Raw genomic sequence first — 10974 nt, forward strand, 5'->3', positions numbered from 1 at the left:
AACCCTTATATAGAAAGGCATTTAGCGATTTTTGTCAATTGTTTTTGCTCTAGAGCGAACTAATCAATTAAGTCTCTTGCCAGATAAGGATTTAGTCGATTTATGCCCCCCTATCGAACCATACCAAGTAACGAAGAACCTTAATACTCAAAACTGATAACTAATAACTCAAAACTGATAACTGATAACTGATAACTGATAACTGATTATGTTTTGGCGTATTATACTACTTACTTTTCTGATTCCATCGGTCTATGGGGTGTTTGGCTGGTCGATCGCCCATGAGCGTTTATCATGGAGTGATTGGTTACTTGCCCGCGGTGATGAGATGAATTGGACTCTCACTAGCGAATGGCTAGAAATCATCATCTATATCCTAGCGGTAGGGGTTATCCTCTCAATTGCCCTAGGATTAACTCTGTTTAGTCACTTAATGCCGGTATTTTTCCGCAGTTGGTTTAAAAACGATATTAGTGCTGTATTATCAATTCTCGGCTGGTCTTTGGCGGTAGTTTTTATCTTCCACAAGTGGGCGGTATTTAGTCGAGTTTTAATCCTCTTAGCCGCCACTATCCTTGGTCGTCTAGAACTTCAGGAAGCAGGTTACAATAGGTGGCAAGTTTTCCTGATGCTCACCCTCCTCTGCTTAGGTAGTTTTGGCTTGGGAATTTGGGCTTATAATCTTTGGGGTCACGAATTTCATCGAGTCACCAATAATTAATCTTATCTCTAATCTTTAAAAAGTATGCCCCAAAAAAATAACGATACGCTCAAACGAGTCTTAATTGTTTCCTCTGGTTTAGTATTTCTGGCTTTAATGGTGGTGCCAACCTTAGGTTTATTGAAAAATAATAATTCTAATTCCCCCCAAGGCAATCAACCCGGGCAAGAGGCAACTATTCCTCCCGAAAAATTAGAAGAAATGGTCAAAGGTTACGAGAAAATTCTCGAACGTGAACCAGATAACCCCACTGCTTTGCAAGGACTAGCCCAAGCTCGTTTACAGTTAAAAGATTTTATCGGAGCCAGAGAACCTTTAGAAAAGTTATATCAAAAATATCCCGACAATCTGGAAGTGATGCTAGTTCTTTATGGAACAAGATTACAAACTCAAGACGTTTCTGGGGCGAAAAGTCTCCTAGAAAAATTAGTCAAAGACTATCCCCAAGAACCAAAATTTAAGGAGGAATTAACTCGTTTAAATCAAGCGATTGCGGCAGCTTCTCAACAGCCACCCCCAGAGACTAAAAAGTAATGAAAAAAGAATTAATTATCGAAGCTGGGCGAAGGGAAAGACAATATCGAGCATTTTTTATTTCTTGACTTGGCCCGATTATCGGCATTGCTTGGGCATTACTGCGGCCATTCTTCGGTAAATTAGCCCGTTTGCCTAGGGATGGTGCTGCCCCCTAGACGACTAGAAAGAAACTTCGCCAATATCATCTAACCCTGACATTAGCTAACTTTGTTAGATAAGAACTTTTTTAGGAATTATGATCGGCCTATAATAGTAACTGTAGTCACCCCTATCCTTTAGCGATAATTCTTGGTTTGGGGTTGATGTCCTTCAGCGCAAGCGAGATTGGTTATGAAAATTAGCGAACTAGAAAACTACTTGGCTCAGGTTAAGTCAGAGATTGGTGACATCGATATCGTCTATCAATGTCACAGCCAGCACTATAGTTGGTTGGACAAAATGAGAAGCCATCAACTGAAAGTGTTAAAAAATACCGCCGACACTAAACTATTAATTTCTCTGCAATAGCCATTTTCTCTTGCTAGATGCCGGCAAGGTAATCCAGTCTGTCTAATCTGCTTAACAGTTTATCTTTTCTTCGCTGTCGATAGGTTCTTAAACCAGCCGCGTCGCCAAAAGAAAATGATTAAACTGAAAGCAACGGTTAGCATCAACACCCAGACGAACACATAGCCCCAATACCATTCTAATTCGGGCATATTATAGGGAGATTTATCAGTATTAAAGTTCATGCCATAAATACCGACAATGAAGGTGAGAGGGATAAAAATAGTCGAGATTACCGTTAAAGTTTTCATAATCTCGTTCATTTTATTACTCACGGAAGAAAGGTAAAAATCCATTAAACCATTGGCGAATTCCCGGTAATTTTCGATAACATCGAGGATTTGTACCACATGGTCATAACAGTCTCTTAGATAGGGTTTAATCGTTGTATCGATGACAATATACTCATCCCGTAAAAGAGCATTGAGGGTATCCCTTTGCGGCCAAATTGCTCGTCGCAGGGAGAGTAATTCCTGACGTAGTTGGTAAATTTTTGATAAAGTCTGCTCCGTGGGACTAGCTAAAATTTCGTTTTCTAACTCCTCGATTCTTTCTCCGTAGGACTCTAAAACAGGAAAATAACCGTCAATAATAGCATCCCAAATTGCGTAGGCTAAATAACCCGATTTTTGCTGCCGGATGGAACCTTTATTTAAACGGATTCTTTCCCTAACTCCCTCTAAAGAATCGTATTGTCCTTCTTCCTGCACGGTTAAAACATAATTCTTCCCGACTATTAAACTGATTTGTTCTAACAAAAAACCCTGATGATCGATCAGGATGGCCATTGGCACTATAATTAAAATATAATTCTCGCATTCTTCCACTTTTGGTCTTTGGGGAATACTGACTATATCCTCAAGGGTTAAGGGATGCAAATGAAAAATTTCCCCCAACTCTTGCAGTTTATCTTCATTACCCAAACCGACGATATCGATCCAAGAGATGGAATCATTGGATAAATATTTAAGACAGTCTTGAGGTAAGAGATTGTTAACTATAGTCGCTTGTTGACGGTTATAATTAATTAAAAATATCTCGGTAGCAACGGCATTTTCATCGATGGTGATTAACCCTGGCATCGTCCCGGGTTGGTTATAGTGATAATCGTAAAGGTGGGGTTTTGTCCGGGAGGATTTTCGCCCTTTTTTATACCTAGTTAATCTTTTGTTATTGCTCATAGTTGAGATCGATCGCTGTTGGCCTTTTTCTTAGCATTGATCACTCAAAAATTCCTCAATTTTTAGCTAACTTTAAGATTGTCCCAGACTGTTAAGTAGTTGGTTATAATTAAATTAAAAATGGATTTTAGGTTGGCTCCCCCCTGCCTCCCTTGATAAGGGGGGTGCCGATAGGTGGGGGGATCTGAAAGTTTTTAATACCCACCTGCTTAAAAAACGAAGATTAAACGTAAATGCCAATTATTAGCCGTTTCTCTCTCGATTTCGATGCGACGGATAAACTCGCGAAAATAAAAACGACGCTCGATTTCCGATAAATCTCGCCAAAATTGCGGAAAAGCAACGGCACGAGCGATAATAGTCAGGTTATCGGGGGGTAATTGGTCTAAACGTCCTTGAATCTGTGCGATCTCGTTTTTAAGTTTATAGGCCCTGAGATTAGCCGTTTCTTGATCTAAAATTCCCGCCGCTTCTAGGGAGGGCAATTGCGACAAAATATCGTTTTTTTGCCCTATTTCCTCGCTCATTCCCCGTTTGATCGTCTCTAAATCAGGTAAAGATATCTGAGCGATCGTCGCTGGTAGGTCTTGACAAATGCGCTCGATTGTGCTACGAAGAATTTTTTCATAAGCGATCGCCGAACATTTTTTTGTCCGGGGACATTGCAAAGGTCGCAAATAGAGGTATTCTGTGCCTTTTCCTCGCGCTGTCACTTTGGTAATCGTCATCCCCGATTGACATTGATTACAGACGACTAAACCCGCTAAGGAACGCGGGGCGCTGGCACTGCGGGGGGGTAATTTGCGATTATTTCTCAGGATGCGATCGATCTGGGCTGCTTCTTCCCGGGAGATAATCGGGGTGTGGGTATCGGGGATAATATCTTGACCGAGATAGCACAAATCACCGCGATAAACGGGATTAGTTAGCCATTTATGGGCAGTAGCTACCGATATCTTTTTGCCGTAGCGTTTTTCTAGATAGCGCACCGTGGAACGCAGGGAAGCGGAAATCAAAAAGCGATCAAAAAAGTCTTTGACTACCGGTGCGGTACTGCGATCGAGTATATAACGCTCCTTGCCACGACGATAACCGTAGGGTGCTTTTCCGGGGGGAGGCAAAGCTTGCAGACGATTGTGAGCGTGACCTGCTTTTAAACGATTACTTAGTTCGTTTTTTGATATTTCTTGCAGAATCTTGGCAAAATTCAGCTTATAATCTGGGTCTTCTAGGGCAATTATATCTATGTCGAGGGCTTCTAAGGATTGTAAAATTTTGCTAACTTCTGTGCCATTGTCTCCCAATTCTGCTAGGCGACGTAGGATCAGCAGTCGGGGGGGAGTTCCTTGACAATCGCGGAGCAGTTGCTGCCGTTGTGAGCGATCGCCAAAATCCTGATACACTTGTTCGGGAGAATAGGTCGAAATCGAGTTATCGGGGGGACTATCAAGCAGGGGATTGGTATAGGTGTAGGCGATAATTTTCATGTTTTGCCGAAATCCTGGTATAGATAAGCTGTACTGCCTTGAAACCGCGTCTTGAAAAGTTTAGTACAAATGCTCGAACTACCTCTCCCCGCTCCCAACTCCGGCACTCATAGACAGTCTTAACCAGTAATTTAGATAGTCAACAGCTTACCTGCGGGCGAATGGAAAAGGAATTTCTGTCCATCTCCCTAACCCCCGCCAGCTGGCGATCGTTCCGCTAGACTTGGCAATTTCTAGGCCGGGCGCGATTCGTCTAGGGAGAGGGTAAAGAGCGAAGGAAAACCGTGAGTATGGCGGTAATAATCGCGACGGTTACGGGGATAATCAGCGATTTCGCCCCTTTTAAATCGGATATATCCTTAACTAGCCCCGATTGTTCGTTTTCTAGCCTTTCTAACCGCTTATCCATTCCCTCGACTTTCTCGATTAATTTTGCCTGTCCTACCTCTAGTTTTGTCAGGCGATCATCGATTCGATCGATCTTTCCCTCGATCCGCGTCAGGATGGCTTCTAGGGAATAGGTGACGGTTTCTCCCGATTGACTCATAAACTAAATTCCTTGTTGCGGGGGATACTTCGCATTCTATCACTCCCGAAAGATGGCAGAATTACCAATCCAGAGGCAACGGCAACGATTATCAGCCTACAATATTACTAGGCGATCGAATAATCTCCGAAATTCAGATGAGTCAATTAAGATCTATTTCTGGGAAAAAGTTCGCCAAAATTTGAGAACGTCATTGAGAATTCAAGGTAGCCATCACATTTACTGTATTACTCGTTAAGACTGTCTATGAACCATCGTCAACAATTAATTCAAGAACTCGAACAAGCACCTGATGATCTAATAGAAACCGTATTAAATTTTTTACATCGAGTTCAGGCAACAGGCAACAGTCATCCTCTGGCCAAGTTTTCAGGCATTTTAAGCGATTCAGAGGCACAAGGACTACAACAAGCCATTAAAACAGAATGTCGTCAGGTAGATGTCAATGAGTGGTGAAATTGCCTTAGATACTTCTGCAGCAATTCGTTTTTTAAATGGAGACGTAGGGGTTACTAAAAGAGTGCTGGTACTACCAGAAATCATTTTACCAATGGGTGTGGTGGGAGAGTTACTATTTGGTGCGGAAAATTCCACGCGCCCCTTACAAAATTTACCTCGTTATTTGGATTTTATAGAAGCCTGTACGGTTTTACCATTGGGGAAAGAAACTGCCTCGGTTTATGCTCAAACTCGGTTAGCTTTGAAGCGCAAAGGACGACCCATACCCATGAATGATCTATGGATTGCTGCTCAATGTATAGAAAATAATTGGGTATTAGGGATCAGTAAAAAAGTAAACAGTGAAAAGACATTAGGAAACTTCTATTTAATACTGTTCACTGAAAACTCAAATCTGACGACTGATCACTGATCACTGATTCAAGACTGACTGCCGTTGATCAAAGTAATTACCGTCACTTCGGGGGGACAAAAAAGACGACCGGGAAAATAGGTTCCTAAGCCTCGATTGACATATAATTGATTTTCCCCGACTCGATGAAATCCCTCGGACCATTGCCAGTATCGGACTACTCTGCTAAACTGCCGGTGAAGGGGAACCCATTGACCATAGGGTTCGGGCAGCGATCGCCTAAGTTTCCCTAAAACTATCGGTAGGGAACCGATACCGGGGATAGTCACTTGACCTCCGTGGGTATGACCGGATAACTGCAAATCCACGCGCCAATCCTTTAAAATCATGGCTGTATCGGGATTGTGGGAAAGAACGAGTCTGGGTATATCGGGGGAAATTTGCTCGAGGATTTGCGGGAAAAATTCCCCGGACCAATAATCGGCCAATCCGACGATGGGAAAATTTTCGCCGTAGGGTGTGGCGATTTCATTCCAGAGTACCCGAATTCCCACGCTAGTTAAGGCTGATCTCACCGTTTCCCTGGCGTGGGGAAGATAACTGTCATGATTTCCTAAACAAGCATAAATACCCCCTTGACTTTCGAGAGCTTTTATGCTATCTACCAGGGTAAAAATTGGCTGGGGACTATCGGTAATAAAATCCCCCGTCAGGAAGATGAGATCGGGTTTTTCCTGATTAGTAATGGCGATCGCTTCTTGCAGGACAGCTACAGGCAAATGCTGTTCATCGCAGTGCAGATCTGACCACTGCACCAACTTGATCCCTTGCAGATGTGCTGGTAGGCCAGCAATTGCGATCGTTAATCTTTCTACCTGTAAGGATTCTAACCAAAAGGGTCGCATCGGTGAGCCGTTGTCGGTGAGTAGTTACCGAAAAATTGGGTGTGTCAACAGTCTATCAATTCCCGATGGGGTTGTTGGGGGATGCTTCCGCAAACATCCCTCTTTTGACCATTAGCCTTGAAATTTATCGATAATTCTCTCCATAGCGGCCTCGACGTTGGCACGACTATTAAAAGCCGACAGCCGGAAATAACCCTCTCCGGCGGCCCCAAAGCCGGATCCAGGGGTTCCCACCACATTACAGGTATGTAGCAGTTTATCGAAGAAATCCCAACTCGATAGACCCTGGGGCGTTTTTACCCAAACGTAGGGCGCATTTACGCCGCCATGGACTTCTAAACCAGCAGCGGTTAATTTTTCTCGGATAATTGTTGCATTTTGTAAATAAAACTTGACAAGTTCTTGTACTTGTGCTTGTCCTTCTGGGGAATAAACCGCCTCGGCCCCCCGTTGGACAATGTAGGAAACGCCGTTAAATTTGGTCGATTGCCGACGATTCCACAGTTTCCAGAGTTGCACATCGCTGCCGTCGGCCGCTTTGGCCATCAGACTTTGGGGAACCACGGTTAAAGCGCAACGGGTCCCGGTAAAACCGGCATTTTTAGAAAAAGAGCGAAATTCGATCGCACATTGCCGCGCCCCCTCGATTTCATAGATGGAGTGGGGTAAACTGGCATCGGTGATAAAGGCCTCGTAGGCTGCATCAAAAAAGATAATCGATCCATTTGCCCTAGCATAATTAACCCAAGCTGTCAAGTGTTCTTTGGTAGCCGTGGCCCCGGTGGGATTATTGGGAAAACAGAGATAGATTAAATCGACTTTTTCCGTCGGAATCTGGGCAGTAAAGTTATTTTCGGCGGTAATTGGCAGATAAATCAAGCCCTCGTATTCGCCGCGTTCGTTGACCTCTCCCGTGTGTCCAGCCATAACGTTAGTATCGACGTAAACGGGATATACTGGGTCAGTAACAGCGATCGAGTTATTATCTCCAAAAATATCGAGAATATTGCCCGTATCACACTTAGAACCGTCGGAAATAAAGATTTCATCGGCATTTATATCACAGCCGCGAGCCTGAAAATCATGGACGGCGATTTTCTCCCTTAACCAAGCATAACCCTGTTCGGGCCCGTAACCCTTAAAGCTAGAGCGATCGCCCATTTCCTCCACTGCTTTGATCATGGCCTCGCGACAAGCTTGGGGCAAAGGTTCGGTGACATCGCCAATCCCCAGACGGATAATGTTAGCATCGGGATTGGCTGCCGCAAAAGCTTGGACTCGTCGGGCAATTTCCGGGAAAAGATAACCCGCTTTTAGTTTTAAGTAATTACTGTTAATGGTTGCCATAATTATTCTCGTTTCAGTCGCAACCTTTAATTTTATAACAGTCGGTCATCAGCCGTCAGTTTCGATCGCCCCCCTGCACGCAGTAGGATTGGGTGTAGGCGGTTGTCTTTCGATATACAATCAGAGAAAAACCTCTTAATAACTGACATTAGTATGGGTGAATCAAAACGTCGTCAATCGGCCCTGGGTGATAAGTATGGACAGGAAGAAAATATCCTGCCTTGGCTACCGATTACCAAAAGTCAAGCATCCCAAGCTTACAAGTTAACCACTAGGGGTGCCTGGATTGGTATAGGAGTTTTAGCCGGGGTTTGGCTAGTTATTCGTTTTGTCGGGCCGGCCTTCGGTTGGTGGGATGTCCAATAACTGGTTAAAGCTGCGTCAGTTTGGGGGTTAGGGTTTTAGGGTTTTAGGGTGTTGGGGTTTTAGTTGAAATTCCCCCACTTCCCCACTTCCCCACTTCCCCACTCCCACCAAAAAATTAATTTTATTGGTTTGCCAAGATCTGGTCATCGATCGCCCAGTCTATTTCTTGCCGATCGCGACCGGAAGCGAGATAATCATTCTGGAAGGAGTCTGTTAAACCACTGACGAGATCATATTCAGGCTGCCAGTTTAACTCCCAGGTAGCTTTATTGATATCAGCGTAAAAATGTTGAACCCGCAGGGGGAAAGGTTTCTTTTTGCCGAAGTCAAATTTTTTGGGGTTAACCACAGAAACCAAAAACCTACCTAAAGCTTTTTAAAGTTACTCATTTCTGTAGCTAGATAACTAAAATAAGTAACTTTGTCCAGCAATTCTCATTTTGAAACGATTTTGCGTTGTTTCAGCGATCTAGAGATTCGTTAAGAATTATTAACCCCTCTAGGTGCAGGGGTTTTAATGTCATGAAACCTTAAAATGAGAATTGCTGAACTTTGGCCACCGATAGATTTTAAGAAGGTTATCAGGTATAATCAAGACATGAAGCTAGTTGAACGTCATATTATCAGTCAAAACCATCCCTTCTGGTCAGAAATCGACCATTATGCCTTTTTGTCAAAAAACTTGTTCAATCTAGCTAACTACCATTATCGCCAATATTTCTTTGAAAACTCCCAAAAACTGAGTTTTAATCAACTCTATCATCTGGTATCTAAAACCTCAGATTATTTAGCTTTACCCACGAAAGTGAGCAAGCAGATAATCAGAAGATTAGATCAGGCTTGGATTAGTTATTTTGCCGCTTTTAGAGCTTGGAAAAAACACCCTGAAAAATTTTTAGGAAAACCTAAAATTATTAAGTATAAGGACAAAACCAAAGGAAGAAACTTGCTAATATATTCTCAGGAATCAATTTATAAAAAACCTCTAAAAGAAGGAATTTGTCACTTGTCTATGAGCGACTTAAAAATTACCACCTCCCTAAGAGAAATAATTGAAGTGAGAATTGTCCCCAAAAGTAGCTGTTATGTAATTGAAATAGTCTATGAAAGACGGTCGGAAACCACAGATAAACAAGAGATAGCTGGGATAGATTTAGGAGTTAATAACTTAATGGCTGTAACTACAAATCAAACAGGTGTAGCACCTCTTTTGGTAAATGGCAGACCGTTAAAAGCAATTAACACCTTCTACAACAAACAACGTTCCCGCTTACAATCTCAACTGAAAACCAGAAATAATCAACCCTCATCTAAGAGATTGATACTCCTAACCCATAAACGAAACTGTCGAGTAGAAAATTATCTACACACAGCCAGTAAAAAAGTAATAGATTGGTGTATTATTCATCAAATAGGGACATTAATAATTGGGCATAATGAGCGGATGAAACAATCTCTTAATCTAGGAAAAAGGAATAATCAACAATTTGTCAATATTCCCCATAATAGATTAATAGAAATGTTAACCTACAAAGCTCAATTAAAAGGAATAAAAGTCATAATAACTGAAGAATCCTATACCTCACAATCCAGTGCTTTAGATAGGGATGAGTTACCTAAATATGGTGAAGAAAAACCATTATTTAAGGGAAAAAGGTTAGCTAGGGGACTTTATAAAATGGGAACAAATCAGTTGTTAAATGCCGATGTCAATGGAGCATTTAACATCATTAGAAAAGTAATTCCTGATGTCATTGACCAGGGAATAAAGGGTTTGCCGTTTAATCCTGTAGTGCTTGACCCACTACGAATGACTAAGCTTTCAAGCTTTTAAGTAAGTTTGAGTAAGTTTAGTTGAGCGGTTATAGTTAACAATCTCGATTTCCTCGGCATTTTTCCCCATGGCTGCCGCGCAAGCTTTCGCTAAACCGTTAAAAGTTACATAGCGATCGCCAGAAATATTATACACTTGACCGATAGCCTGAGAATTACCCAATACTGCGGCCATGGCCTTGGCCAGATCGACAACGTGACCAAATTGGGTAAAATGTTCCCCATGACCGGGTATAGGAATAGGACGATTACGAACCAAACGGTCAAAAAACCAAGCTTCTAGGTCATTATAGTTGCCCGGTCCGTAGATATAAACCGGACGGATGGAAGTCCAGGGTAAACCCATCTCGCTTAAATAGTTTTCTGTCTCGTGTTTTCCGTTCTGTTAAACTTACTCAAATCTACTCATGAGCAAATTTGACGTTAACTTCCTGCTTCACTGTAGTAGTGTCGGCACTATCTACTCCACAAACTGACACGGTGGAACTCACCGCCAAAGAAGCTAGATTCAGACTAGCGTTCAAGTCTCGACCGCAAACTGCATGGCATTGTTCACACTCAAAAACTCTTTCAGTTAAAGATAGAGACTCTTTCTTGTACCCACAATTAAAACAGGTTTTACTGCTAGGAAACCACCTATCGGCTATGATTAATTCCGAACCATACAACTGAGTTTTATAATCAAGTTGTCTT

General features: G+C 42.4%; 14 protein-coding genes and 2 pseudogenes. 8 read left to right on the forward strand and 8 right to left on the reverse strand.

Going from position 1 to position 10974, the window contains the following annotated elements; genetic code table 11:
• Positions 1–31 precede the first annotated feature (31 nt).
• The 4 genes from IM509_RS20045 to IM509_RS20060 all read left to right on the forward strand — a co-directional run bounded on the left by IM509_RS20045 (position 32) and on the right by IM509_RS20060 (position 1765).
• Positions 32–157 carry a hypothetical protein gene (locus IM509_RS20045; RefSeq protein ID WP_260324417.1) on the forward strand — a complete coding sequence of 42 codons (126 nt, stop codon included), beginning with the start codon at positions 32–34 and terminating at the stop codon, positions 155–157.
• 51 nt (positions 158–208) lie between these two features.
• Complete coding sequence (locus IM509_RS20050; protein WP_185237836.1) at positions 209–721, forward strand: hypothetical protein; 513 nt, start codon at positions 209–211, stop codon at positions 719–721.
• Between the two features lie 24 nt (positions 722–745).
• Positions 746–1255 carry a tetratricopeptide repeat protein gene (locus IM509_RS20055; protein ID WP_052278101.1) on the forward strand — a complete coding sequence of 170 codons (510 nt, stop codon included), beginning with the start codon at positions 746–748 and terminating at the stop codon, positions 1253–1255.
• A 333-nt stretch (positions 1256–1588) separates the two neighbouring features.
• Complete coding sequence (locus IM509_RS20060) at positions 1589–1765, forward strand: hypothetical protein (protein WP_167341568.1); 177 nt, start codon at positions 1589–1591, stop codon at positions 1763–1765.
• Between the two features lie 59 nt (positions 1766–1824).
• Here IM509_RS20060 and corA read toward each other — a convergent pair whose 3' ends face one another.
• The 3 genes from corA to IM509_RS20075 all read right to left on the reverse strand — a co-directional run bounded on the left by corA (position 1825) and on the right by IM509_RS20075 (position 5019).
• A complete protein-coding gene (corA, locus tag IM509_RS20065; RefSeq protein WP_052278100.1) occupies positions 1825–2985 on the reverse strand; it encodes a magnesium/cobalt transporter CorA in 1161 nt (386 codons plus the stop codon).
• 209 nt (positions 2986–3194) lie between these two features.
• Positions 3195–4472 carry a recombinase family protein gene (locus IM509_RS20070; protein ID WP_072925532.1) on the reverse strand — a complete coding sequence of 426 codons (1278 nt, stop codon included), beginning with the start codon at positions 4470–4472 and terminating at the stop codon, positions 3195–3197.
• A 253-nt stretch (positions 4473–4725) separates the two neighbouring features.
• On the reverse strand, positions 4726–5019 hold the full coding sequence (locus IM509_RS20075) for a hypothetical protein (protein WP_002759475.1): 294 nt from the start codon (positions 5017–5019) through the stop codon (positions 4726–4728).
• Positions 5020–5265: 246 nt separating this feature from the next.
• On the opposite strand from IM509_RS20075, the gene IM509_RS20080 reads away from it, so the two are divergent.
• Together IM509_RS20080 and IM509_RS20085 are read left to right on the forward strand one after the other, a co-directional pair.
• The gene (locus IM509_RS20080; protein WP_002769840.1) at positions 5266–5475 is read left to right on the forward strand and encodes a hypothetical protein; all 210 of its coding nucleotides are present in this window, start codon (positions 5266–5268) and stop codon (positions 5473–5475) included.
• A complete protein-coding gene (locus IM509_RS20085; RefSeq protein WP_004161402.1) occupies positions 5465–5890 on the forward strand; it encodes a type II toxin-antitoxin system VapC family toxin in 426 nt (141 codons plus the stop codon). Before IM509_RS20080 ends, IM509_RS20085 begins: the two co-directional genes overlap by 11 nt.
• Before the next feature lie 8 nt (positions 5891–5898).
• Here IM509_RS20085 and IM509_RS20090 read toward each other — a convergent pair whose 3' ends face one another.
• Together IM509_RS20090 and IM509_RS20095 are read right to left on the reverse strand one after the other, a co-directional pair.
• Positions 5899–6735: a metallophosphoesterase gene (locus IM509_RS20090; protein WP_052278099.1), complete on the reverse strand. Its 837-nt coding sequence runs from the start codon at positions 6733–6735 to the stop codon at positions 5899–5901.
• Between the two features lie 111 nt (positions 6736–6846).
• A complete protein-coding gene (locus tag IM509_RS20095) occupies positions 6847–8082 on the reverse strand; it encodes an LL-diaminopimelate aminotransferase (RefSeq protein ID WP_052278098.1) in 1236 nt (411 codons plus the stop codon).
• Between the two features lie 153 nt (positions 8083–8235).
• On the opposite strand from IM509_RS20095, the gene IM509_RS20100 reads away from it, so the two are divergent.
• Complete coding sequence (locus IM509_RS20100) at positions 8236–8448, forward strand: DUF2839 domain-containing protein (protein ID WP_008200026.1); 213 nt, start codon at positions 8236–8238, stop codon at positions 8446–8448.
• Positions 8449–8569: 121 nt separating this feature from the next.
• Here IM509_RS20100 and IM509_RS20105 read toward each other — a convergent pair.
• A pseudogene (locus tag IM509_RS20105) lies at positions 8570–8791 on the reverse strand (NAD-dependent epimerase/dehydratase family protein); the annotation flags it as partial.
• A gap of 255 nt (positions 8792–9046) precedes the next feature.
• On the opposite strand from IM509_RS20105, the gene IM509_RS20110 reads away from it, so the two are divergent.
• On the forward strand, positions 9047–10282 hold the full coding sequence (locus tag IM509_RS20110) for an RNA-guided endonuclease InsQ/TnpB family protein (RefSeq protein WP_052278096.1): 1236 nt from the start codon (positions 9047–9049) through the stop codon (positions 10280–10282).
• 27 nt (positions 10283–10309) lie between these two features.
• On the opposite strand, the pseudogene IM509_RS20115 reads toward IM509_RS20110, so the two are convergent.
• Positions 10310–10660 (reverse strand): annotated as a pseudogene (locus IM509_RS20115) (NAD-dependent epimerase/dehydratase family protein); the annotation flags it as partial.
• 22 nt (positions 10661–10682) lie between these two features.
• The coding region (locus IM509_RS20120) for a zinc ribbon domain-containing protein (RefSeq protein ID WP_287717333.1) at positions 10683–10974 on the reverse strand (292 nt) is incomplete at its 5' end.

Source organism: Microcystis sp. M31BS1, assembly GCF_020245285.1.
GTDB classification, from domain to species: Bacteria; Cyanobacteriota; Cyanobacteriia; order Cyanobacteriales; family Microcystaceae; genus Microcystis; species Microcystis panniformis.